Source organism: Pseudomonas sp. GW821-FHT09C08, assembly GCF_059418125.1.
Genome location: NZ_JBWKPG010000005.1, coordinates 301,813 through 326,363, shown reverse-complemented (window position 1 = coordinate 326,363; position 24,551 = coordinate 301,813). Strand labels below are relative to the sequence as shown.

The following is a 24,551-nucleotide window of genomic DNA, read 5'->3' as shown; positions in this document are numbered from 1 at the left end:
CCAGCGCTCACACGAGCTGGTCCGATGTAAGGCTTACAGGATATAACGAGACAGGTCTTCGTTCTGCGCCAATTCGCCCAAGTGGCTGTTGACGTAGTCCGCGTCGATCTTGATCGATTCGCCATTCTGCGCGCCCGCCATGTCACCCGCGCTGAAGGACACTTCCTCAAGCAGGCGCTCCAGCAGGGTGTGGAGGCGACGGGCACCGATGTTCTCGGTCTTCTCGTTGACCTGCCAGGCAATCTCCGCCAGGCGCTTGATGCCGTCCGGCAGGAACTCGATGCCCAGGCCTTCGGTTTTCAGCAGCTCACGGTACTGCTCGGTCAGCGACGCGTGCGGCTCGCTGAGGATGCGCTCGAAGTCGCCCGGGGTCAGCGCCTTGAGCTCGACGCGAATCGGCAGCCGGCCTTGCAGCTCGGGTACCAGATCGCTGGGCTTGCTCAGGTGGAACGCACCGGAGGCGATAAACAGGATGTGGTCGGTCTTGACCATGCCCAGCTTGGTATTGACGGTGCAGCCTTCGATCAGCGGCAGCAGGTCACGCTGCACACCTTCACGGGATACATCGACGCCACCGGCGTTGCCGCGCTTGGCGACCTTGTCGATCTCGTCGATAAACACGATGCCGTGCTGCTCGACGGCTTCCAGGGCCTTGGCCTTGAGTTCTTCCTCGTTCACCAGGCGTCCGGCTTCTTCGTCACGCACCAGTTTCAGCGCCTCTTTCACCTTGAGCTTGCGGCTTTTCTTCTTGCCCTTGCCCATGTTGGCGAACAGGTTCTGCAACTGGCTGGTCATTTCTTCCATGCCAGGCGGTGCGGAGATGTCGACGCCGGAAACTTCGGCGACTTCGATCTCGATTTCCTTGTCGTCCAGCTGGCCTTCACGCAGGCGCTTGCGGAACAGCTGGCGGGTGTTGGAATCCGAGGCCGGTGCGGCGTCTTCGTTGAAGCCCATGCGCGCCGGTGGCAGCAGGGCGTCGAGGATGCGTTCTTCGGCGGCGTCTTCGGCGCGGTGGCTGACCTTGGTCATTTCCTGTTCGCGCAGCAGCTTCAGCGCGGCGTCGGCCAGGTCACGAATGATCGACTCGACGTCGCGGCCCACATAGCCCACTTCGGTGAACTTGGTGGCTTCGACCTTGATGAACGGCGCGTTGGCCAGCTTGGCCAGGCGCCGGGCGATCTCGGTCTTGCCCACGCCGGTCGGGCCGATCATCAGGATGTTCTTGGGGGTTACTTCAACGCGCAGTTCTTCGGGCAGTTGCATCCGGCGCCAACGATTACGCAGCGCAATGGCAACGGCGCGCTTGGCATCGTCCTGGCCGATGATATGGCGATTGAGTTCATGGACGATTTCGCGGGGAGTCATGGACATAGTGTTTGGCGGCCTCAAGCAGGAATAAGCCTACGGCTTACTCGGCGAGGTCCTGCTCCTCAATGGTGAAGTTGTGGTTGGTGAACACGCAGATGTCGCCGGCAATGCCCAAGGCAGTCTCGACGATTTCGCGGGCCGACAGGTCGGTTTTCTTCAACAGTGCGCTGGCAGCCGCTTGTGCGTAGCCACCACCGGAACCCATGGCGATCAGGCCGTGTTCGGGCTCAACCACATCGCCGTTACCGGTGATGATCAGGGACGCGTCTTTGTTGGCGACTGCCAGCATGGCTTCCAGGCGGCTGAGGGAGCGGTCGGTGCGCCATTCTTTGGCAAGCTCGACAGCGGCGCGCACGAGGTGGCCCTGATGTTTTTCAAGCTGGCCTTCGAAACGTTCGAAAAGGGTGAAGGCGTCGGCGGTAGCGCCGGCAAAGCCCGCGAGAACCTGGCCGTGGTACAGGCGACGGACTTTTTTCGCGTTGCCTTTCATCACGGTGTTGCCAAGGGAAACCTGGCCGTCGCCGCCCATGACGACTTTGCCGTGGCGACGTACTGAAACGATGGTGGTCAAGGGGAGAGTCTCCACGCAGCGGGGCGAAAATGCCCTGATGGAAACTCATATGGGGGTGGCGGGGGGGATTTCAACCGTAGGGGTTTAAGGCGGACGAGTGGTGTTTATCGGTCTGACACATTTTTAAGCGCACACCAAAACCGAATGTGGGAGCGGGCTTGCCTGCGATGGTGGTGTGCCAGTCACTGAAAATATTGACTGTGATACCGCCATCGCCGGCAAGCCTGCTCCCACATGGGCCCTACTGTGTTCTCAGATTCAGCGGCTCTGGCGTTGTTGTAACAACAGGTTGCTAAACCCGGCGCCGGCCAGTTGTTTCTGTGCGACGGTCAGCTGTTCGCGGTTGCTGAACGGCCCTACCAGGACGCGATACCAGGTCGCGTCCTTGACCGTGCCGGACTCCACCGTCACCGTCTGGCCGAGCAGGATGATCTGCGCACGCACACGATCCGCATCCGCCTGTTTCGGGAACGAGCCCGCCTGCAGGAAGAATTTGGTCACCGGTGCCGCCTTGGTTTCTGCAACCGGCGGGGCTGGTGGCGGGGTGATCCCGGCCAGCGCCGCCTGGGCCCGTGCGGTGTCGATTTTCGCCGCTTCCGCAGGCGTTACCGGGGTGGTCGGCACTTGCGGCGTCGGCAGGGTTTTCTCCGGCACGGCGTCGGGCGGCACGATCACTTCCGATTCCGGCAGCAGCGTGTAGAAGTCGTACTTCGGCTTCACCGGTGCAGTCGGGCTCGGCGCAGTCTTGTTGGCTTCGGCAATTTTGGTGGCCTTCTGCTGCTCCTGCTTGACGCGTTTGACGTCATCGCCCTTGCCCGGCTCCAGCTTCATCAGAATCACCACAAACGCGCCGACCGCCAGGCCGATGGCCATCCACAACCAGCCTGGAATAGGCTTCTTCGCCGGTGCCTGGTAGCGGCTCGCGCCGCGCTTGGGTGCAGGTTTTTTCTTGGCAGCCAACTTACATACGCTCCAGGGTTTCCAGGCCTAACAGTTCCAGGCCTTGCTTGAGGGTCCGTCCAGCCAGTGCGGCGAGGCGCAGGCGACTTTGCTTCTGGGCTTCGTCGTCGGCGGTGAGGATCGGGCAATTCTCGTAGAAGCTGGAGAACAGACCGGCGACTTCGTACAGGTAGGTGCAGAGGATATGCGGCGTGCCTTTCTCGCCGACGCTGTTCAGCACTTCGCCGAATTGCGCCAGTTTCGCGGCCAATTCCTGCTCATGCGGGGCCTGGAGCACGATCTGGCCTTCGACTGCGCTGAAGTCCTTGCCGAGCTTGCGGAACACCCCGGCTACGCGGGTGTAGGCGTACAGCAGGTACGGCGCGGTGTTGCCTTCGAAGTTGAGCATCAGTTCGAAGTTGAAGCTGTAGTCGCTGGTGCGGTGCTTGGACAGGTCGGCGTATTTCACCGCGCCAATCCCCACCACGCGGGCGATGTTGCGCAGGTCGGCCTCGGCCAGCTCCGGGTTCTTTTCCTTCACCAGGTTGTAGGCACGCTCCTGGGCTTCGGTCAGCAGGTCGATCAGCTTCACGGTGCCGCCGTCGCGGGTCTTGAACGGGCGGCCATCGGCGCCGTTCATGGTGCCGAACCCCATGTGTTCCATGTGCATCGGGTGGGTGACAAACCCTGCGCGCCGCGCCACTTCGAACACCTGCTGGAAGTGCAGGGCCTGGCGCTGGTCGACGAAATACAGCGCCCGGTCGGCTTTCAGCACGCCGCTGCGGTAGCGCACGGCCGCCAGGTCCGTGGTGGCGTAGAGGTAGCCGCCGTCGGCCTTGACGATGATTACCGGCAGCGGCTCGCCGTCGGCAGTCTTGAACTCTTCGAGGAACACGCACTGGGCGCCGTTGCTTTCGACCAGCAGGCCCTTGGCCTTGAGGTCGTTGACCACGTTGATCAGGTCATCGTTGTAGGCGCTTTCGCCCATCACGTCGGCCGGGGTCAACTTGACGTTGAGCAGCTCGTAGATTTCCTGGCAGTGCGACAGCGAGATCTCCCGGAAGCGACCCCACAGCTCCAGGCATTCCTTGTCACCGGCCTGCAGTTTGACCACCAGGCCACGGGCGCGGTCGGCGAATTCTTCGGATTCGTCGAAACGCTTCTTGGCAGCGCGGTAGAAGTTCTCCAGGTCTGCCAGCTCGTTGCTGGTGATCGGGTTTTCCTGCAGATACGCCATCAACATGCCGAACTGGGTGCCCCAGTCGCCCACGTGGTTCTGGCGGATCACGGTGTCGCCGAGGAACTCCAGTACGCGTGCCACGCCGTCGCCGATGATGGTCGAACGCAGGTGGCCGACGTGCATTTCCTTGGCCAGGTTGGGCGCCGACAGGTCAATCGCCACGCGCTCGAGCGGGCCGGCCTTGCGCACGCCGATTTTTGCGTCAGCCAGGGCCGCGTCCAGGCGGGACGCCAGGGCCTGGGTGTTCTGGAAGAAGTTGATAAAGCCCGGGCCGGCGATTTCGGCCTTGGTGACCTGCGGGTCGGCGGGCAGGGCGGCGATGATTTTTTCCGCCAGGTCGCGCGGTTTCATGCCCGCAGGCTTGGCGAGCATCATCGCGATGTTGCTGGCGAAGTCGCCGTGGGTCTTGTCGCGGGTGTTTTCCACCTGGATCGCCGGCGTCAGGCCTTCAGGCAACACACCTTCGTTGACGAGTTGGGTGAGGGCTTGTTGGATCAGCTGGCGAATGGTGTCTTTCATGGTGTTCTCTTTCGACCGCAAGCGGCGGCGCGCGATGCGCAGGTGGAAAAACTGGGCATTATCCGTGGCGAGGGCGGGCTTGCCAACCGTTCAGGTTCTTCGGCAGACCTGCGGGCCTCATCGCGGGCAAGCCCGCTGCCACATTTAAGGGTATTCACATTTCAAAACGTGGGAGCCGGCTTGCCTGGGATAGCGATTTTGAAGTCAGTACAAATCTACCGGATCTACGTCCAACGACCATCGCACTTGCCGGCCACTGGGCATTTGCTCCAGGGCAAGCAACCAGCTACTTAATAGCCGATGCAGCGGTGCACGGGAGGTTGCCTGCAAGAGTAGCTGAGCACGATAGCGTCCGGCGCGGCGCTCCATGGGCGCGGGCACCGGGCCGAGCAATTCGATGCCGGTCAGACCCAGTTCGACGAGCAAACGTTCGGCGGCGCTGCAGGCTTCATCCAGGAAACCTTCGGCCTGCCCGGGTTTATGCGCTTCGGCGCGCAGCAGCGCCAAATGGGCAAAGGGTGGCAGTCCGGCGGAGCGGCGCTCGCTCAGCGCCTGCTCGGCGAAGGCAAAGTAGCCTTGTTCTGTCAGTTGGATCAGCAGCGGATGGTCGGCCAAATGCGTCTGGATAATCACTTTGCCCGGCTCTTCGGCGCGTCCGGCGCGGCCCGCGACCTGCACGATCAACTGCGCCATGCGCTCGCTGGCGCGGAAGTCGCCGGAGAACAGGCCACCATCGGCATCCAGGATCGACACCAGGGTCACCCGTGGAAAATGATGCCCTTTGGCGAGCATTTGCGTGCCCACCAGAATGCATGGCTGGCCTTTCTGGATGGTGGCAAACAACTGATTCATCGCATCTTTGCGCGAGGTGCTGTCGCGGTCGACCCGCAGCACCGGGTAGTCGGGGAACAGAATGCCCAGGCGTTCCTCGGCGCGCTCGGTGCCTGCGCCCACCGGCCGCAGGTCGACCTTGCCGCACTGCGGGCAGTGGCGCGGCACGCGTTCCACATGGCCGCAGTGATGGCAGCGCAATTCGCCGTAGCGCTGGTGCACGGTCATGCGCGCATCGCAGCGCTCGCACTCTGACATCCAGCCGCAGTCATGGCACAGCAGGGTCGGCGCAAATCCGCGGCGATTGAGAAACACCAATACCTGCTGGCCGGCGGCGAGGGTCTGGCCGATGGCTTGCTGCATGGGGCCGGAGATGCCGCTGTCGAGTGGACGACTCTTGACGTCCAGGCGCAGGAAGCGTGGCTGTTTGGCGCCCCCCGCGCGTTCATTCAAGCGTAGGAGTCCATACCGGCCGGTGTAGGCGTTATGCAGGCTTTCCAGGGACGGCGTGGCCGAGCCCAGCACAATCGGGATGTCTTCCTGGCGCGCGCGCACCAGCGCCAGGTCGCGGGCGTGATAACGCAGGCCTTCCTGCTGTTTATAGGAGCCGTCGTGCTCCTCGTCGATGATGATCAAACCGGGGTTCTTCATCGGCGTGAACAGCGCCGAACGCGTGCCGATAATAATGTCGGCCTCGCCATCGCGCGCCGCCAGCCACGACTCCAGGCGGTCCCGGTCGTTGACCGCCGAGTGCACCAGGGCAATGCGCGCATTGAAGCGCTGCTCGAAGCGCGCCAGGGTTTGCGGGCCCAGGTTGATCTCCGGGATCAACACCAGCGCCTGTTTGCCGGCCTGCAGGGTTTCACGGATCAGTTGCAGATAGACTTCGGTCTTGCCGCTGCCGGTGACACCCGCCAGCAGGAACGCGTGGAAACTGTCGAAGCCTGCGCGAATGGCTTCGTACGCGGCGCGTTGTTCGGTGTTCAGCGGTAGCTCGGGCTGGGCCAGCCAGTGTTCGTGGCGCGGGTCCGGGGCATGCTTGCGGATTTCCACCTGCACCAGGCCCTTGGCCAACAGCAGGTCGAGGCTGTCCTTGCTCAGCATCAGCTTGCTCAACAGCTGATGCGCGACGCCGTGAGGATGTTGCGCCAGGGTGGCCAGGGCTTCACGCTGGCGCGGCGCGCGCGCGATGCGCGGGTCGTCGAGGCGCGCACCGGGCACCATCGACCAGAAGCGTTCCTGGCGCGCTTCGGCCAACTCGCCCTGGCGCAACAGCACCGGCAGTGCCCAGCTCAAGGTATCGCCGAGGCTGTGCTGGTAATACTGGGCGGTCCACAGGCACAGCTTGAACAGCTCCGGCGGCAGCGGTGGCGTGGCATCAAGGATCGCCAGGGCCGGCTTGAGCTTTTCGGCCGGCACTTCGCTGTGGTCGGCGACTTCCACCAGGATGCCGATCATCTCCCGCCGCCCGAATGGCACACGCACACGCATGCCCGGCTGCAACTGCGCCCGCAGCACGCCGGCCGGGGCCCGGTAGTCGAACAGGCGGCGCAGGGGCGAGGGCAGGGCTAGGCGCAAAATGGCGTCGGGCACGCGAGGGGTCTCATCTGTAAAGGCAGGCAGTGGCGCAGGGGCGGGAGCCTAGCAGACCTGCGGTAGAGGTGTCCCGTCTCTGGTACAGGAGGCAGCACTTCTGTGGGCGCCGGGCGGGTTGTGGTGGGCAGGCTTGCCCTGTGGTGTGCCGCAAGTTTTCTGATGAAAGGGGCTTTTATGTGTGTAAACGAGCGGAGGCGCCGCTTGCGTGATTAAAAAGGTCTGGTAGAATCCGCGGCCTAATTACGTGCGGTATTCGACAATAGTGTCGAGTGGCGGCACGCTAGCCCGAGGAAGTCACCATGAAAGCCGATATCCATCCAGCGTACGAAACCATCGAAGTCACCTGCAGCTGCGGCAACAAGTTCGAAACTCGTTCGAACCTGTGCAAGCCACTGGGTACTGACGTATGCAACGAGTGCCACCCGTTCTACACCGGTAAGCAGAAAACTCTGGACACCGGCGGCCGTGTACAGCGCTTCGCAGATCGCTTTGGTGCTTTCGGCAAGAAGCCTGCTGCTACTCCAGCAGAGTAAGGCTCAAAAGCCTTATGGGCTTTTGCCAGCTGTTGAAAAAGGCGTCCCTTGTGGGCGCCTTTTTTGTGCCTGGGATTTGGCTCTCGGCCGCGCAGGCCGAGGCGTTCTGCCCGGCACCGACGTCCCTGGCCCGTGTGGAAGTGCAGCGCGTGGTGGATGGCGACACGGTACGCCTCAAGGATGGCCGCAGCGTGCGGCTGATCGGTATCAATGCGCCGGAAACCGGCAAGAAGGGCCGTGCGGAAGAACCCTACGCCGTCGCCGCCCGTCAGCGTCTACAGGCGCTGGTCCAGGCCAGCGATGGCCGTGTCGGCCTGGTGGTGGGGCGCGAGCCTAAAGATCATTACGGGCGCACCCTGGCCCATCTCTATGGTGCCGACGGCAAGAACCTTGAAGCCCAACTGTTGGCCGAAGGGCTGGGCTTCCAGGTGGGTGTGGCGCCGAATGTTGACCTCGTCAGCTGTCAGCAGGCCGCTGAAAACACTGCCCGCAAGGCGCGGCTCGGTCTTTGGCGGCAATCGCCGGTGCAGGCCGTCACGCAACTCAAGCGTTCCGGGTTTGCCGTGGTCAGTGGCCGGGTCAGCAAGGTCGAACGCAATCGGGGCGGTCTCTGGATTGAGCTGCAGGGTTCACTGGTATTACGCATCGCCCCGGCTCTGGTCAGCCAATTCGACAGTGTCCTGCTCAATGGTCTGCAAGGGCGCACTGTTGAGGCGCGTGGTTGGGTGCAGGATCGTTCGCGACGCGGCGGCCTGAAAAACGGCCAGGCGCGTTGGCTGCTGCCACTGACCGATCCCGGGATGCTTAAATCGACGCTTTAAGAAAAAATTGTAGACATTTTTTAGATCGATTGTGAACAGTTGAGCCCTTGTATCCCGCGGCTCTTGGCCGAAAGTCTTAGTGCAGGGCCCTTGACACCTGTGACTGCCCAGTCTTGTAGGGACTTTGCGACACGCGTATCCTCGGCGGTCCGTCGACCAACAGTAAAAGCGGAATGCCGATATGTCTGATTTGAAAACTGCCGCTCTCGAATATCATGCCCATCCTCGTCCAGGAAAGCTGAGTGTAGAGCTCACCAAAGCCACTGCCACCGCCCGCGACCTGTCGCTGGCCTACAGCCCTGGCGTTGCCGAGCCCGTACGTGAAATCGCCCGCGACCCTGAACTGGCGTACAAGTACACCGGCAAAGGCAACCTGGTTGCAGTGATTTCCGATGGCACCGCGATCCTGGGCCTGGGTAACCTCGGCCCATTGGCTTCCAAGCCAGTCATGGAAGGTAAAGGCGTGCTGTTCAAGCGCTTCGCCGGCATCGACGTTTTCGACATCGAAGTCGACTCCGAAAGCCCGCAGGCCTTCATCGACACCGTCAAGCGCATTTCCATCACCTTCGGTGGCATCAACCTGGAAGACATCAAGGCACCTGAGTGCTTCGAGATCGAAAAGGCCCTGATCGAGCAGTGCGACATTCCGGTATTCCACGATGACCAGCACGGCACCGCGATCGTTACCGCGGCCGGCATGATCAACGCCCTGGAAATCGCTGGCAAAACCCTGGCTGACGCCAAGATCGTCTGCCTGGGCGCTGGCGCTGCGGCCATCTCCTGCATGAAGTTGCTGGTGAGCATGGGCGCCAAGCTGGAAAACATCTTCATGGTCGACAGCAAGGGCGTGGTCCAGTCCGAGCGTACCGACCTGAACCAGTACAAGGCGATGTTTGCCCACGCCACCGAGAAGCGCACCCTGGCTGACGCCCTCGACGGTGCCGACGTGTTCGTCGGCCTGTCCGGTCCGAACCTGCTGAGCGCCGAAGGCCTGAAGTCCATGGCGGCCAACCCGATCGTGTTCGCCTGCTCCAACCCTGATCCAGAAATCTCTCCGGAACTGGCGCACGCCACCCGCAGCGACGTGATCATGGCGACCGGCCGTTCGGACTACCCGAACCAGGTCAACAACGTACTGGGCTTCCCGTTCATCTTCCGTGGTGCCCTGGACGTTCGCGCCAAGCGCATCAACGAAGAAATGAAAGTCGCTGCCGCCAACGCCCTGCGCGAACTGGCCAAGCTGCCGGTTCCTCAGGAAGTGTGCGACGCCTACGGTGGTATCAAGCTGGAATTCGGCCGTGAGTACATCATTCCGAAACCAATGGATAAGCGCCTGATCACCCTGATCTCCGATGCCGTGGCCAAGGCCGCGATCGAGACCGGTGTGGCTACCCTGCCGTATCCGAAGCACTACCCGCTGCAAAGCGTGGATGATGTGTTCAACGGCTAAGCCGTTGTAGCGCACAACAAAAAGCCCCGACTCTCGCGAGCCGGGGCTTTTTTGTTGGCTGGCAATTAGCTTGAGCCTTGCGGTGAGCTAAAGGTGGGAGCGGGCTTGCTCGCGAAGGCGGTGTGTCAGTCGGCGCATCTGAGCCTGATACTCCGCCTTTGCGAGCAAGCCCGCTCCCACATTGGATCTGTGCTCAGCCACAGATCGGATTAGAACAAGTCGATCGGCGCCGCCTCATCCGCTGGCAGCGGGCTGCCCGGCGCAACGCCATTGCCCAGCTCGTTGACCGACGGCGGGGTGTCTTCGCTCTTGAACAGTTCGAAGTACGCATTCGGCGTGCTTGGCGAGGCCGCGCGGCCACTGACCGGATCGATCCGCAGGCTGAGGATGCCTTCCGGCTCGGGTTGGGTATGCAGCGGCTTGTCCTTCAGGGCGGCGCCCATGTAGCTCATCCAGATCGGCAGCGCGACGGTGCCGCCGAACTCGCGACGGCCGAGGCTTTCCGGCTGGTCGTAGCCGGTCCACACGGTGGTCACGTAGTCGGCGTTGTAGCCGGAGAACCAGGCGTCCTTGGAATCGTTGGTGGTACCGGTCTTGCCCGCGATATCCGCCCGGCCCAGGGCCAGGGCGCGACGGCCGGTGCCTTTCTTGATCACGTCTTCCAGGATGCTGTTGAGGATATAGGTGGTACGGCCATCCACCACGCGCTCGGCCACGGCAGGTGCCTGCGGCTCGGTCGGGGCCGTGGCATTTACCGCAGGCTGTGTACCTGGGGTCGGCTCGATGGTGATACCGCCGTTGCCCGGGGCCGCCACGCCATCGGTGGCCGCCACGCCGTTGACCACGTCACCCGGCACGCGTGGCGGGTTGGCAGTGAACAGGGTGTCGCCATTGCGGCTTTCGATCTTGTCGATCAGGTATGGCGTGATCTTGTAGCCGCCGTTGGCAAAGGTGCTCCAGCCGGTGGCGATCTCCATCGGCGTGAGGGTCGCGGTGCCCAGGGCCAGCGACAGGTTCGGCGGCAGGTCCGACTTGTTGAAGCCAAAGCGGGTGATGTAGTCGATGGTCTTGCCCACGCCCATCGCTTGCAGCAGTCGGATCGACACCAGGTTGCGCGACTTGTACAGCGCCTCGCGGATGCGGATCGGGCCGAGGAAGGTGTTGGTGTCGTTTTTCGGGCGCCAGACCTTGTCCAGGTACTCGTCGACAAACACGATCGGTGCATCGTTGACCAGGCTGGCGGCGGTATAACCGTTGTCCAGTGCGGCGCTGTAGATGAACGGCTTGAAGCTCGACCCTGGTTGACGCTTGGCCTGGGTGGCGCGGTTGTAGTTGCTCTGCTCGAAGGCGAAGCCACCGACCAGCGCGCGGATTGCACCGTTCTGTGGGTCCAGCGATACCAGGGCGCCCTGGGCCAGCGGCACTTGGCTGAATTTGAGGCTGTCGTCCTTCTGGCGCTGCACGCGGATCAGGTCACCGACTTGCGCGACGTCCGACGGCTGCTTGGGCATCGGGCCCATGCTGTTGGTGTTCAGGAACGGGCGTGCCCATTTCATGCTGTCCCACGCCACATGCGCTTCGCCGGTGCGGGTCAGGACCTGCAAGCCATCTTTCTTCACCTGGGTGACGATGGCGGGCTCCAGGCCACTGATCGGGCGTTGCTTGCCCAGCTCGGTGGTCCAGGCGCTCAGGGTCTTGCCCGGCAGGCGCGATTCCGGGCCACGGTAGCCGTGGCGCTGGTCGTAGGTGACCAGGCCGGAATGCACCGACGTGTTGGCGATTTCCTGCAGGTCGCTCGGCACGGTGGTGGTCACGCGGAAACCTTCGGTGTAGGCCTCGCTGCCGTAGCGGCCGACCATCTCGGCGCGCGCCATTTCGGCGATATACGGCGCGTTCACTTCTGGCGTCGGCACGTGATAACTGGCGTTCAGCGGCTCGGCCACGGCGCTTTCGTAAGCGGCCTGGTCGATCTTGCCCAGCTTGTACATGCGCCCCAGGATCCAGTCGCGACGCTCCTTGCTGCGCGCCGGGTTGGCCAGCGGGTTGAAGCGCGACGGGGCCTTGGGCAGGCCGGCGATCATCGCCATCTGCGCCAGGCTGGCGTCACGGATCGACTTGCCGTAGTACACCTGCGAGGCCGCCTCGATCCCGTAGGCACGGTTGCCCAGATAGATTTTGTTGACGTACAGCTCGAGGATTTCATCCTTGGTCAGCTGGCGTTCGATCTGTAGCGCCAGGAGGATCTCGGTGGCTTTACGCGAAAAGCTGCGCTCGCTGGTGAGGAAGAAGTTCTTCGCCACCTGCATCGTGATGGTGCTGCCGCCGGATTGAATGTGTCCGCTTTTTACCAATTGGGTGGCTGCGCGCACCAGGCTGCTGGGGTCGACGCCATAGTGGTTGGCAAAATTATCGTCTTCGGCCGACAACAAGGCGCTGATGAAATTGGGTGGAATGTCGGCAAAACGGATCGGTGTGCGGCGCATTTCGCCGAACTCCGCGATCAGTTTTTCATCGCTGCTGTAGACCCGCAAAGGAATCTGCAACTGGATACTTCTCAGGGCCTCTACGGAGGGCAAACCCGGACTAAGGTAGAGATAGGCCCCGCTGAGCACGAGCAGCAGCCCGCAGACGATCGCGACAATGGAGTACCCGAAAAACTTCAGCAGACGAATCAAGGCTTTTGGATTTCCAGAGAAAAGAATGAGTTAGGCGTCGGGGCATGCATGGCAAACGATGGATCAACCCGAGCTGCAGATAAAAAGCGGGAAAAAACGCTGGGCATTAAAGCATTTTTCGGCTTCGGACGTCATTCGCACAGGTTCAACAAATCGACCGAATGCATGGCGCCCGACGGCAATCAGGCGGTATGACAGGCAAAGCTTTAGGGAGTTTTATGCGAAAGGGATTTTTCAGGCGAAAAACCGACACCCTCCTGGGCGTCGATATCAATGACACGGCCATCAGCCTGGTCGAGTTGAGTCATTCAACTTCCGGTTACACCATTCAAGGCTACGCCACCCAGGCGCTGCCGGCGCATGCGGTGGTGGACGGTACCTTGCTGGATCTCGAGGGGATCGGGCGTGCCCTGCAGGCTGCATTGGCACGGCTGCAAACCTCGGCGCGCGGGGCTGCCGTGGCGGTGTCCGGGCCCTCGGTGATCACGCGGGTGATCGAAATGGAAGCAGGCCTCAGCGACGACGAGATGACATGGATGATCCAGATGGAGGCGGACCAGTACATCCCCTACCCATTGGATGACGTGAGCATCGACTTTCAGGTGCAAGGGCAATTGTCCCAGGACCCGGCGCGGGTGCAGGTGCTGCTGGCTGCGTGCCTGAAGGCGCAGGTTGAGGCGCGCGAGGCGGTTTTGGCGCTGGCCGGGCTGGTGCCGAAGGTGGTGGACGTCGAAGCGTTTGCATTGGCGCGCGCTTGCAGTCAGGATTTCGCCAGCTTCACGCCGGGCCATCGAGTCGATGGTGCACAATGGGCCTTGGATGCCCAAGGGATGGGAATTGCTTGCGGGTTGGCCCTGAGGAGTTTCGCTTGATGACACGAATCAATCTTTTGCCTTGGCGCCAGGCGCTGGCAGAGCGGCGACGCAAGTACTTCCTCGCGTGTTTGCTGGCGTTCGCCTGTGTGGCGCTCGCAGCCGTGTGGCTGGCGGACCAGGTGATCGACCAGGCGATTGACCGGCAAGTGACGCGCAATGACCACCTCGGCAAGGAAGTCGGCGTGCTCGATTCGCGCATCAGGACCATCGACGACCTGCAGGAGCAAAGCCAGCAACTGGCGGAGCGCATGAAGGTCGTACAGGACCTGCACGACTCCCGCTCATCCGGCGCCCAACTGCTGGACCAGTTGGCCCGCGCGGTGCCTGAAGGGGTACACCTGCATGAAGTCGTGGCGAAGGGCGACACGCTGAGCATCAGCGGCAGTGCTGAATCGAGCCAGGACATCGCCCAGTTGATGCGCCGCCTGGAGGCGTCTGAAGGCGCCCACGCCACGCGGCTGCAGCATGTGCGCACCGAAGGCATGCGCGGCAACAATGAATTCCAGCTGATGGTGCGCCAGGGAGAGTCCACCGAGGCTCAACCATGAGCCTGCCCAGGCTCGATATTTCTGCACTCACTCACAACGCTGCAAAATGGCCCCTACCTGGCAAGGCCCTGCTGGGCTGTGCGCTGGTGGGCGTGGTGCTGGTGATGGGTGAGTGGATGTACCTGGGCCCGTCGCGCGAGCGGTTGCAGCAGCTGGAGCGCGAGGACGTCTCTTTGCAGCAGCAGCTTGCGCAAAAAAGCACCTTGTCGGCCAGCCTTGAGGCACGGGTCCATGAGCTTGCACTCAGGCAGGCGAAGTTCGACGAGCTGTTGCAGGCGCTGCCCGCCGAATCGCAGATGCCCGCCTTGCTGGAAGACACCGCTCGGTTGGCGCTGGCCAATGGTTTGCTGATCGAAAGCATCGCCCCGCTGGATGAGCAGCCACGGTCTTTGCACGGCGAGCAGCCGGTGCAGATCGGCGTGACGGGCGCTTACCACGACCTGGCCACGTTCGTGAGTGCCTTGGGCGGCCTGGCACGACTCACCACGGTGCACGATGTCGCCCTGCGCCGTGATGGCAAGCTGCTGCGCCTGGACCTGCTGGCCAGGACCTATTGGCATGCGCAGCAGGGGCGGGGAATAGCCGTTCAGGCCCAGCCTTTTGTCTACGATGCCTTTGGCCTGCGCGACCCGTTCCAGCCGCTTGCCGTCCAGGTCGATCATGTGCGTGGCCGCGCGGCCCATGCGCCGGACCTCACCCGGGCGCGAGGCATCCTCGAAGGCCTGGCGGTGGATCAGCTCGAAATGGTCGGCACCTTGTCTCGCGGGCTGCAGACCTATGTCTTGCTGCGTGCCGCCTCCACGGTGCATCGCCTCGCGGTCGGGGATTACCTGGGGCCGGACCACGGCCGGGTGACGGCCATCCATGAGGGGCATATAGAACTGGTGGAATTGTTCCCCGATGAACAGGGCGCATGGCTGGAGCGTCCGCGAACCCTCGCGTTAAACGTCAACTCATAACGGAATAAACCAATGAAAAGGACTTTCTCGTCCTTCGGTGTGGCGCTATGGATAGCGTTCACGGCACCGATGGCTGCTGCTGTGCCCAATCGTGTGGATCTGATCCAGCTGCCGCCCCCCGGCAGCGCGGCATCGAACACCTATACCGGCGACAAGCTGAACCTCAACTTCCAGAACATCGAGCTGCGCGCTGTGCTGCAGCAAATCGCCGATGTCGCGGGCCTCAACCTGGTGGCCAGCGACGACGTGCAGGGTTCGATCACCCTGCGCCTCAAGGATGTGCCGTGGGATCAGGCGCTCGACCTGGTGCTGCAGGCCAAGGGCCTGGATAAGCGGCTGAAGGCCGGTGTATTGCTGGTGGCGCCTGCCGAGGAGCTGGCTGCCCGCGAACTGTTGACGCTGGAGTCGCGCAAACAGATGGCCGAGCTGGCGCCCTTGCGCCGCGAGCTGCTGCAGGTCAATTACGCCAAGGCCGCGGACCTGGCCAAGCTGTTCCAGTCGGTGGCTGGCCTTGAAGGCAGCACCGATGAGCGCGGCTCGGTGGCGGTGGACGACCGCACCAATAACATCATCGCCTACCAGACCCGCGAGCGTTTGGACGAGCTGCGGCGAATCGTGGCGCAGCTGGATATCCCGGTGCGCCAGGTGATGATCGAGGCGAGGATTGTCGAGGCCAATGTCGATTACGACAAAAGCCTGGGCGTGCGCTGGGGAGGTGGGCTCAGTCGCGGTGGTTGGGGCGCTGGCGGCATTCAGAAACCTTTGCCCGACGGCATGGAGCCTGTGGAAAACCCGGCCAGCGTACCGTTTGTCGATATGGGCTCGCTGGCCGGTACCTCCGGCCTGGGCATCGCCTTCATCACCGATAATTTGCTGCTGGACCTTGAGCTGACCGCCATGGAGAAAACCGGTAACGGGGAAATTGTCTCGCAACCCAAAGTGGTCACCTCTGACAAGGAAACCGCGCGCATCCTCAAGGGCACCGAGATTCCCTACCAGGAATCCAGCTCCAGCGGGGCCACGTCGGTGTCGTTCAAGGAGGCTTCTCTGTCGCTGGAAGTCACCCCGCAAATAACCCCGGACGGCTGGGTGATCATGGAGGTCAAGGTCACGAAGGATGAGCCCGACTACCTGAACAAGCTCAATGACGTGCCGCCGATCAAGAAAAACGAGGTCAACGCCAAGGTGCTGGTCAAGGATGGGGAGACCATCGTGATTGGCGGGGTTTTCTCCAATACCCAAAGCAAAGTGGTAGATAAAGTGCCATTTTTGGGCGATGTGCCGTATCTTGGCCGCCTTTTCCGGCGCGATGTGCTGGCGGAGAAAAAATCCGAGCTGCTGGTATTCCTGACTCCGCGTATTATGAATAACCAGGCGATTGCTGTGAGTCGTTGATTCTGTGCGAAATTTGATTCTTGTAGGACCGATGGGGGCTGGAAAAAGCACCATCGGCCGTTTGCTGGCCAAAGAGCTGCGCCTGCCATTCAAAGATTCCGACAAGGAAATTGAATTGCGCACGGGTGCCAATATCCCATGGATCTTCGATAAGGAAGGCGAACTGGGCTTTCGCGACCGCGAGCAGGCGATGATTGCCGAGCTGTGCGGCTGCGATGGCGTGGTATTGGCGACCGGCGGTGGCGCGGTGATGCGCGAGGAAAACCGCCGGGCGCTGCATGCCGGCGGTCGCGTGGTCTATCTGCATGCGTCGGTGGAACAGCAAGTGGGCCGTACCGCCCGCGATCGCAATCGCCCGTTGTTGCGCACCGCCGACCCGGCCAAGACCCTGCGGGATCTGCTGACGCTGCGCGACCCGCTGTATCGGGAGATCGCCGATCTGGTGGTGGAAACCGATGAGCGGCCACCGCGGATGGTGGTGCTCGACATTCTTGAGCGCCTGCAACGGCTGCCACCCCGTTAAAGCCAGGCCCGAAATGCGCTATTCTCGGCGGCGCGCTATCACCCTTGCGGGTGTGGCGTAGAGCCATCAGGCAACGTCTGATCTGGACGTTACCGGTCGTCAATACATCTTCAACGCGGGGACACATGCAGACACTTAAGGTCGATCTAGGCGAGCGCAGCTACCCGATCCATATTGGCGAAGGTCTGCTGGACCAGCCCGAGTTGCTCGCACCGCATATTGCCGGGCGGCAAGTGGCGATCATCTCCAACGAAACGGTCGCGCCGCTGTATCTTGAGCGTCTGAGCCGCAGCCTGTCGGCGTATTCCGTGATCTCGGTGATCTTGCCCGACGGCGAAGCCCACAAGAACTGGGAAACCCTGCAACTGATCTTTGACGGCCTGCTGACCGCACGTCATGACCGCCGTACCACCGTGGTCGCCCTGGGCGGCGGTGTGATCGGCGACATGGCCGGCTTTGCGGCCGCCTGCTATCAGCGTGGCGTGGACTTTATCCAGGTGCCGACCACCTTGCTGTCCCAGGTCGATTCCTCGGTGGGTGGCAAGACCGGTATCAACCACCCGCTGGGCAAGAACATGGTTGGCGCGTTCTACCAGCCCCAGGCCGTGCTGATCGACACCGCGACCCTCAACACCTTGCCGCCGCGCGAGCTCTCGGCCGGGTTGGCGGAAGTCATCAAGTACGGGCTGATCTGTGACGAGCCGTTCCTCACCTGGCTCGAAGAGCACGTAGACGCCCTGCGCAACCTGGACCAGGCGGCACTCACCGAAGCGATTTCCCGCTCCTGCGCCGCCAAGGCGCTGGTGGTGAATGCCGACGAACGGGAGTCCGGTGTACGGGCCACCTTGAACCTGGGTCACACCTTCGGCCATGCGATCGAAACCCACATGGGCTATGGTGTGTGGTTGCATGGGGAGGCCGTTGCGGCTGGCACTGTGATGGCATTGGAGATGTCGCACCGCCTGGGCTGGATCAGTGCCCAGGAGCGTGATCGTGGTATTCGCCTGTTCCAGCGCGCCGGTTTGCCGGTCATCCCGCCTGAGGAGATGACCGAGGCGGACTTCCTCGAACATATGGCGATAGACAAGAAAGTGATCGACGGTCGACTGCGACTGGTGCTGCTGCGCCACATGGGCGAAGCAGTGGTGACCGACGATTATCCGAAAGAGATTTTACAGGCCACGCTGGGAGCGGATTACCGCGCCCTGGCCCAGCTTAAAGGTTAATAAGATCCCGATGACTAGTTTGCATGCCGACGAGGCGTTCCTCGGCCATTACCAGCTCAGCCACGACCCCTTTGCTCCACGGGTGCCTGGCTTCAAATTTTTCCCGGCCCAGCGCAAGCCGGTGCTTGGGCAGTTGCACCATCTGGCGCGCTACAGCCAACTGCTGCTGGTGGTGACCGGCCCGTTGGGCAGTGGCAAGACCCTGCTGCGCCAGGCCCTGGTGGCCAGCACCAACAAGCAGTCGGTACAGAGCGTGGTGGTCTCGGCTCGCGGCGCCGGTGATGCAGCGGGCGTATTGCGCCAAGTGGCCCAGGCGTTGGACGTGTCCACTGCCGAGCCGAATGCGATCCTCAAGCAGGTGGTGCAGTTGGGCCTGACCGGCCAGGAAGTCTACCTGCTGGTGGATGACGCCGAACAACTCGACGAATCAGCCCTGGAAGCACTGCTGGCGCTGGCGGCGGGTACGCCCGAGGGTCGCCCCCATGTGTTCCTGTTCGGTGAGTCGTCGTTGATCGCCGATCTGGAGCAGATCAGTGGCGATCAGGAGCTGTTCCACGTCATCGAATTGCAGCCGTACGAAGAGGAAGAAACCCGCGAATACCTGGCTCAACGCCTTGAAGGCGCAGGGCAGGGCATCGAACTTTTCTCCGCTGCGCAGATCTCTGATATTCACGAAAGCTCCGACGGCTGGCCTGGCACCATCAACCAGGTCGCCCGCGATGCCATGATCGAAGCCATGATTGCCAGCCGCTCTGCGGTCAAGCGTCCAAAGATGGGGTTCACTATGCCTAAGAAGCACGTATTGGCGATTTCCGCCGTTGTCGTGGTCGCCGTTGCCGCTGCCTGGCTGATCCCTGGTCGCAGCAAGGCACCGACGACTGCCGGCGCGCCAACCGAACAGGCGCAGTTGCCACTGGGCAAGCCCACGCCAAATGTCGAGTTCGCCAACTCCGGCCAACCGACCAACCTGCCGATGGTCGGCCAGCCGGTGATGCGTGGCCCGCTTGCCGAAGAAGCCGGCGGCATCTCCGAAGGCGACGACGGCGTGCCGGTGGAAGGCTCCAGTGCCACACCGCCGACGGTCACCACCACTGCACCACCTGCGGGTGTGCCAGCGGGCCAGCCGGCTGCCAAGCCGACGCCGGCACCTACCGTCGCCACGGCCAAGCCTGCGCCAGTGACCAAGCCGGTCGCCCCTGCGCCAGCCGCCAAGCCCGCTCCGGCACCGGCTGCCAAGCCTGCAGAAAAACCCGCCGCCACCGTTGCCAAGGCTGGCGCCGCCGGCAGCAGCTGGTACACCAGCCAGCCGACCGGTAACTTCGTGGTGCAGATCCTCGGTACCAGCTCCGAAGCCAACGCCCAGGCGTTCGTGAAAGAGCAGGGTGGCGAGTACCGTTATTTCAAGAAAGTGCTCAACGGCAAGCCTCTCTACGTGATCACCTACGGCAGTTTCTCCAGCCGTGCCGCTGCTGATTCTGCGATCAAAACCTTGCCAGCGAAGGTCCAGGCTGGTAAACCTTGGCCACGCACTGTTGCCAGCGTTCAACAAGAACTCGCAACAACTCGCTGAAGATCCGGCGGCCTTACCCAGGCCGCCCTCCCGGCACCTCAAAAAAACTACAACAGCGTGCAGCCCTGAAGGCCGCGCGCTTTGTGGTGTCTGCGTCACAGTAGCTTTTGAGTCGTAGCGGTCAGAATTAAAAAAGTTTTGACTAGCACAGCATATCGCTTTAAACCTTTCATAAATGCGACATAGATTTGCGACATTTCGTCGCTAAATTTGTGAGCGTTCGTGTCGGTGTGTACAATGACCTCCCTTTTGCCCCCGCTAAGCCGGCGTACGTTCGGCGTGGAAGGTAACCGGTTGAATTGAAAAGAAATTTGCCTCGATATAAGAGGCAGCCTGGTGAGAAAGTGTCTATGAAAGCAGGTCTGTACCAACCCGATGAATTCAAGGATAACTGCGGTTTCGGCCTGATAGCCCATATGCAGGGCGAGCCCAGTCATACCCTTTTGCAAACGGCCATCGAGGCCCTGACCTGCATGACCCACCGTGGTGGGATCAACGCCGACGGCAAGACCGGTGACGGTTGTGGCTTGCTGATTCAAAAGCCCGACCAGTTCCTGCGTGCTGTCGCCAAGGAGCATTTCGGCACCGATTTGCCCAAGCAGTACGCCGTGGGCATGGTGTTCTTCAACCAGGACCCGGTCAAAGCCGAAGCCGCTCGCGAGAACATGAACCGCGAGATCCTGGCTGCCGGCCTGCAACTCGTCGGCTGGCGCAAAGTGCCGATCGACACCAGCGTGCTCGGCCGCCTGGCCCTGGAGCGCCTGCCGCAGATCGAACAAGTGTTCATTGCCGGTGATGGCCTGAGCGACCAGGACATGGCGATCAAGCTGTTCACCTCGCGTCGTCGTTCGTCCGTGGCCAACGCCGCCGACACCGACCACTACATCTGCAGCTTTTCCCACAAGACCATCATTTATAAAGGCCTGATGATGCCGGCGGACTTGACCGCCTTCTATCCAGACCTGAGCGATGAGCGCCTGCAAACCGCGATCTGCGTGTTCCACCAGCGCTTCTCCACCAACACCCTGCCGAAATGGCCGCTGGCCCAGCCATTCCGCTTCCTCGCCCACAACGGCGAGATCAACACCATCACCGGCAACCGCAACTGGGCCGTGGCCCGTCGCACCAAGTTCGCCAACGATTTGATGGACCTGGAAGAGCTCGGCCCGCTGGTCAACCGCGTCGGTTCCGACTCCTCCAGCATGGACAACATGCTCGAGCTGATGGTCACCGGTGGCATCGACCTGTTCCGTGGCGTGCGCATGATCATTCCGCCAGCGTGGCAGAACGTTGAAACCATGGACCCGGATCTGCGTGCATTCTACGAGTACAACTCGATGCACATGGAGCCGTGGGACGGCCCGGCCGGCGTGGTCATGACCGACGGTCGCTACGCCGTGTGCCTGCTCGACCGTAACGGCCTGCGCCCGGCGCGTTGGGTGACCACTACCAACGGGTTCATCACCCTGGCGTCGGAAATCGGCGTGTGGAACTACCAGCCCGAAGACGTGATCGCCAAGGGCCGTGTAGGCCCTGGCCAGATCCTGGCCGTGGACACCGAGACCGGGCAGATCCTCGACACCGACGCGATCGACAACCGCTTGAAGTCGCGTCACCCGTACAAGCAATGGCTGCGCAAGAACGCCCTGCGCATCCAGGCCACCATGGAAGACAACGACCACGGTTCGGCTTTCTACGACGTCGACCAGCTCAAGCAGTACATGAAGATGTACCAGGTCACCTTCGAGGAACGCGACCAGGTGCTGCGTCCGCTTGGCGAGCAAGGCTACGAGGCGGTCGGCTCCATGGGCGACGACACGCCGATGGCCGTGCTGTCCCAGCGCGTGCGCACGCCGTACGATTATTTCCGCCAGCAGTTCGCCCAGGTGACCAACCCGCCGATCGATCCGCTGCGTGAAGCCATCGTGATGTCCCTGGAAGTCTGCCTCGGTGCCGAGCGCAACATCTTCCAGGAATCGCCTGAGCACGCTTCTCGCGTGATCCTCAGCTCGCCAGTGATTTCGCCGGCCAAGTGGCGCTCGTTGATGACCCTGGATCGCCCGGGCTTCGACCGCCAGATCATCGACCTGAACTACGACGAGAGCCTCGGCCTTGAAGCCGCCGTGCGCAATGTCGCCGACCAGGCCGAAGAAGCCGTGCGCGCCGGTCGTACCCAGATCGTGCTGACCGACCGCCACATCGCGCCGGGCAAGCTGCCGATCCACGCGTCCCTGGCCACCGGCGCGGTACACCACCGCCTGACCGAAAAAGGCCTGCGCTGCGATTCCAACATCCTCGTCGAAACCGCTACTGCCCGTGACCCGCATCACTTTGCGGTGCTGATCGGCTTCGGCGCCTCGGCGGTGTACCCGTTCCTGGCGTACGAAGTCCTCGGCGACCTGATCCGTACCGGCGAAGTCCTCGGCGACCTCTACGAGGTGTTCAAGAACTACCGTAAAGGCATCACCAAGGGCCTGCTGAAGATCCTGTCGAAGATGGGCATCTCCACCGTCACCTCGTACCGTGGCGCGCAACTGTTCGAAGCCATCGGCCTGTCCGAAGAAGTCTGCGAGCTGAGCTTCCGTGGTGTGCCGAGCCGTATCAAGGGCGCGCGTTTCGTCGATATCGAAGCCGAGCAGAAAGCCCTGGCGGCCGAAGCCTGGAGCGCGCGCAAGCCGATCCAGCAAGGCGGCCTGCTGAAGTTCGTCCATGGCGGCGAATACCATGCGTACAACCCGGACGTGGTCAACACCCTGCAAGCTGCCGTGCAGCAGGGCGACTACGCCAAGTTCAAGGAATACACGAGCCTGGTGGATAACCGCCCGGTGTCGATGATCCGCGACCTGTTCAAGGTGAAGACCCTGGACACCGCGATGGACATCAACGAAGTCGAGCCGCTGGAATCGATCCTCAAGCGCTTCGACTCCGCCGGTATTTCCCTGGGCGCCTTGTCGCCCGAGGCTCACGAAGCCCTGGCCGAAGCCATGAACCGCCTGGGTGCGCGTTCCAACTCCGGTGAAGGCGGTGAAGACCCGGCGCGCTACGGCACCATCAAGAGTTCGAAAATCAAGCAGGTGGCCACCGGCCGTTTTGGTGTGACCCCGGAATACCTGGTCAACGCCGAAGTGCTGCAGATCAAGGTTGCCCAGGGCGCCAAGCCCGGTGAGGGCGGCCAACTGCCAGGCGGCAAGGTCAACGGCCTGATCGCCAAGCTGCGTTACGCAGTACCCGGCGTGACCCTGATCTCGCCTCCGCCGCACCACGACATCTATTCGATCGAAGACTTGTCGCAGCTGATTTTTGACTTGAAACAAGTCAACCCGCAGGCCCTGGTCTCGGTGAAGCTGGTGGCGGAAGCCGGCGTGGGCACCATCGCCGCTGGCGTGGCCAAGGCCTATGCCGACCTGATCACCATCTCCGGCTACGACGGCGGCACCGGCGCATCGCCGCTGACCTCGATCAAGTACGCCGGCGCGCCGTGGGAACTCGGCCTGGCCGAAACCCACCAGACCCTGCGCGGCAACGACCTGCGCGGCAAGGTCCGGGTGCAGACCGACGGCGGCCTGAAAACCGGCCTCGACGTGATCAAGGCTGCGATCCTCGGCGCCGAGAGCTTCGGCTTCGGTACTGCACCAATGATCGCCCTGGGCTGCAAATACCTGCGCATCTGCCACCTGAACAACTGCGCCACCGGCGTCGCGACCCAGAACGAGAAGCTGCGCAAGGATCACTACATCGGCACCGTCGACATGGTGGTGAACTTCTTCACCTACGTCGCCGAAGAGACCCGTGAGTGGCTGGCCAAGCTGGGTGTGCGTTCCCTCGAAGAGCTGATCGGGCGTACCGACCTGCTGGATATCCTCGAAGGCCAGACCGCCAAGCAGAACCACCTCGACCTGACACCGCTGTTGGGCAGTGATCACATCCCGGCCGACAAGCCGCAATTCTGCCAGGTGGATCGCAACCCGCCGTTCGACAAAGGCCTGTTGGCCGAGAAGATGGTCGAGATGGCTGCTTCGTCGATCAACGATGCCAGCGGTGGCGAGTTCGCCCTGGATATCTGCAACTGCGACCGTTCCATCGGCGCACGGATCTCCGGCGAAATTGCGCGCAAGCACGGCAACCAGGGGATGGCGAAAGCACCGATCACCTTCCGCTTCAAGGGCACCGCTGGCCAGAGTTTCGGCGTGTGGAACGCCGGCGGCCTGCACATGTACCTGGAAGGCGATGCCAACGACTACGTGGGCAAGGGCATGACCGGCGGCAAGCTGGTGATCGTTCCGCCTGCAGGCAGCGTGTACAAGACCCAGGACAGTGCCATCATCGGCAACACCTGCTTGTACGGCGCCACCGGTGGCAAGCTGTTCGCCGCCGGCACGGCCGGTGAGCGTTTCGCCGTGCGTAACTCCGGTGCCCACACCGTGGTGGAAGGTACCGGCGATCACTGCTGCGAGTACATGACCGGTGGCTTTGTCGCGGTACTGGGCAAGACTGGTTACAACTTCGGTTCGGGCATGACCGGCGGTTTCGCCTACGTGCTCGACCAGGACAACACCTTCGTCGACAAGGTCAACCACGAGTTGGTCGAGATCCAGCGGATCAGCGGCGAAGCCATGGAATCCTACCGGAACCACTTGCAGCACGTGCTGGACGAGTACGTCGAGGAGACCGGCAGCGAATGGGGTCGTAACCTCGCCGAAAACCTCGATGATTACCTGCGTCGTTTCTGGCTGGTCAAGCCCAAGGCTGCCAACTTGAAGTCGTTGCTTTCCAGCATCCGTGCCAACCCGCAATAAGTGCAGTCGCCAGCGGCAAGCTTCAAGCCGCAAGTGAAATGCAGTGCGCGGTATGCCGGTTAATGTGATTTTCTTGCAGCTTCAAGCTTGCCGCTTGGAGCTGTCGTGTAAGAGGT

16 protein-coding genes and 1 pseudogene are annotated in these 24,551 nt (G+C 62.2%); 11 read left to right on the top strand and 6 right to left on the bottom strand.

The window, feature by feature from the left end; translation table 11 throughout:
• Positions 1 to 33: 33 nt before the first annotated feature.
• The 5 genes from hslU to AC07OJ_RS19440 all read right to left on the bottom strand — a co-directional run bounded on the left by hslU (position 34) and on the right by AC07OJ_RS19440 (position 7,061).
• Entirely contained in the window at positions 34 to 1,371 is a 1,338-nt protein-coding gene (gene hslU, locus AC07OJ_RS19460) for an ATP-dependent protease ATPase subunit HslU (RefSeq protein ID WP_106805378.1), read from the bottom strand.
• Between the two features lie 37 nt (positions 1,372 to 1,408).
• A complete protein-coding gene (gene hslV / locus AC07OJ_RS19455) occupies positions 1,409 to 1,939 on the bottom strand; it encodes an ATP-dependent protease subunit HslV (protein ID WP_010563201.1) in 531 nt (176 codons plus the stop codon).
• Positions 1,940 to 2,197: 258 nt separating this feature from the next.
• Complete coding sequence (locus AC07OJ_RS19450) at positions 2,198 to 2,899, bottom strand: SPOR domain-containing protein (RefSeq protein ID WP_065899905.1); 702 nt, start codon at positions 2,897 to 2,899, stop codon at positions 2,198 to 2,200.
• Position 2,900: 1 nt separating this feature from the next.
• The gene (gene argS, locus AC07OJ_RS19445) at positions 2,901 to 4,637 is read right to left on the bottom strand and encodes an arginine--tRNA ligase (RefSeq protein WP_120447438.1); all 1,737 of its coding nucleotides are present in this window, start codon (positions 4,635 to 4,637) and stop codon (positions 2,901 to 2,903) included.
• 204 nt (positions 4,638 to 4,841) lie between these two features.
• A complete protein-coding gene (locus tag AC07OJ_RS19440; RefSeq protein WP_495095007.1) occupies positions 4,842 to 7,061 on the bottom strand; it encodes a primosomal protein N' in 2,220 nt (739 codons plus the stop codon).
• Between the two features lie 302 nt (positions 7,062 to 7,363).
• Here AC07OJ_RS19440 and rpmE point away from each other — a divergent pair, with 302 nt between their 5' ends.
• From rpmE to AC07OJ_RS19425, 3 genes are all read left to right on the top strand, one after another.
• Entirely contained in the window at positions 7,364 to 7,597 is a 234-nt protein-coding gene (rpmE, locus tag AC07OJ_RS19435; RefSeq protein ID WP_005784030.1) for a 50S ribosomal protein L31, read from the top strand.
• Positions 7,598 to 7,611: 14 nt separating this feature from the next.
• Positions 7,612 to 8,418 carry a thermonuclease family protein gene (locus AC07OJ_RS19430; RefSeq protein ID WP_495095006.1) on the top strand — a complete coding sequence of 269 codons (807 nt, stop codon included), beginning with the start codon at positions 7,612 to 7,614 and terminating at the stop codon, positions 8,416 to 8,418.
• 181 nt (positions 8,419 to 8,599) lie between these two features.
• Positions 8,600 to 9,868: a malic enzyme-like NAD(P)-binding protein gene (locus AC07OJ_RS19425; protein ID WP_065899913.1), complete on the top strand. Its 1,269-nt coding sequence runs from the start codon at positions 8,600 to 8,602 to the stop codon at positions 9,866 to 9,868.
• A 209-nt stretch (positions 9,869 to 10,077) separates the two neighbouring features.
• Here AC07OJ_RS19425 and AC07OJ_RS19420 read toward each other — a convergent pair whose 3' ends face one another.
• Entirely contained in the window at positions 10,078 to 12,543 is a 2,466-nt protein-coding gene (locus tag AC07OJ_RS19420) for a penicillin-binding protein 1A (RefSeq protein ID WP_495095005.1), read from the bottom strand.
• Between the two features lie 218 nt (positions 12,544 to 12,761).
• Here AC07OJ_RS19420 and pilM point away from each other — a divergent pair, with 218 nt between their 5' ends.
• From pilM to gltB, 8 genes and pseudogenes are all read left to right on the top strand, one after another.
• A complete protein-coding gene (gene pilM, locus AC07OJ_RS19415; protein WP_495095004.1) occupies positions 12,762 to 13,415 on the top strand; it encodes a type IV pilus biogenesis protein PilM in 654 nt (217 codons plus the stop codon).
• Entirely contained in the window at positions 13,415 to 13,966 is a 552-nt protein-coding gene (locus AC07OJ_RS19410) for a PilN domain-containing protein (protein WP_106805375.1), read from the top strand. Before pilM ends, AC07OJ_RS19410 begins: the two co-directional genes overlap by 1 nt.
• Positions 13,963 to 14,925: a pilus assembly protein PilP gene (locus AC07OJ_RS19405; protein WP_495095003.1), complete on the top strand. Its 963-nt coding sequence runs from the start codon at positions 13,963 to 13,965 to the stop codon at positions 14,923 to 14,925. The genes AC07OJ_RS19410 and AC07OJ_RS19405 overlap by 4 nt, the downstream gene beginning before the upstream one ends.
• A 141-nt stretch (positions 14,926 to 15,066) precedes the next feature.
• Positions 15,067 to 16,320 (top strand): annotated as a pseudogene (locus tag AC07OJ_RS19400) (type IV pilus secretin PilQ); the annotation flags it as partial.
• 4 nt (positions 16,321 to 16,324) lie between these two features.
• Positions 16,325 to 16,843, top strand: a complete 519-nt coding sequence (aroK, locus tag AC07OJ_RS19395; RefSeq protein WP_065899941.1) for a shikimate kinase AroK — start codon at positions 16,325 to 16,327, stop codon at positions 16,841 to 16,843.
• A 125-nt stretch (positions 16,844 to 16,968) separates the two neighbouring features.
• On the top strand, positions 16,969 to 18,069 hold the full coding sequence (gene aroB, locus AC07OJ_RS19390) for a 3-dehydroquinate synthase (protein ID WP_065899943.1): 1,101 nt from the start codon (positions 16,969 to 16,971) through the stop codon (positions 18,067 to 18,069).
• A 10-nt stretch (positions 18,070 to 18,079) separates the two neighbouring features.
• Positions 18,080 to 19,639 carry an SPOR domain-containing protein gene (locus AC07OJ_RS19385; RefSeq protein ID WP_065899945.1) on the top strand — a complete coding sequence of 520 codons (1,560 nt, stop codon included), beginning with the start codon at positions 18,080 to 18,082 and terminating at the stop codon, positions 19,637 to 19,639.
• A gap of 350 nt (positions 19,640 to 19,989) precedes the next feature.
• A complete protein-coding gene (gene gltB / locus AC07OJ_RS19380; protein ID WP_106805371.1) occupies positions 19,990 to 24,435 on the top strand; it encodes a glutamate synthase large subunit in 4,446 nt (1,481 codons plus the stop codon).
• Positions 24,436 to 24,551 lie beyond the last annotated feature (116 nt).

Excerpts from the sequence above, each read along its gene's own strand:
- aroB (WP_065899943.1), top strand. The coding sequence starts at position 16,969 with ATGCAGACACTTAAGGTCGATCTAGGCGAGCGCAGCTACCCGATCCAT.
- AC07OJ_RS19385 (WP_065899945.1), top strand. The coding sequence starts at position 18,080 with ATGACTAGTTTGCATGCCGACGAGGCGTTCCTCGGCCATTACCAGCTC.
- gltB (WP_106805371.1), top strand. The coding sequence starts at position 19,990 with ATGAAAGCAGGTCTGTACCAACCCGATGAATTCAAGGATAACTGCGGT.
- AC07OJ_RS19410 (WP_106805375.1), top strand. The coding sequence starts at position 13,415 with ATGACACGAATCAATCTTTTGCCTTGGCGCCAGGCGCTGGCAGAGCGG.
- AC07OJ_RS19405 (WP_495095003.1), top strand. The coding sequence starts at position 13,963 with ATGAGCCTGCCCAGGCTCGATATTTCTGCACTCACTCACAACGCTGCA.
- argS (WP_120447438.1), bottom strand. The coding sequence starts at position 4,637 with ATGAAAGACACCATTCGCCAGCTGATCCAACAAGCCCTCACCCAACTC.
- hslU (WP_106805378.1), bottom strand. The coding sequence starts at position 1,371 with ATGTCCATGACTCCCCGCGAAATCGTCCATGAACTCAATCGCCATATC.
- rpmE (WP_005784030.1), top strand. The coding sequence starts at position 7,364 with ATGAAAGCCGATATCCATCCAGCGTACGAAACCATCGAAGTCACCTGC.
- AC07OJ_RS19425 (WP_065899913.1), top strand. The coding sequence starts at position 8,600 with ATGTCTGATTTGAAAACTGCCGCTCTCGAATATCATGCCCATCCTCGT.
- pilM (WP_495095004.1), top strand. The coding sequence starts at position 12,762 with ATGCGAAAGGGATTTTTCAGGCGAAAAACCGACACCCTCCTGGGCGTC.
- AC07OJ_RS19430 (WP_495095006.1), top strand. The coding sequence starts at position 7,612 with ATGGGCTTTTGCCAGCTGTTGAAAAAGGCGTCCCTTGTGGGCGCCTTT.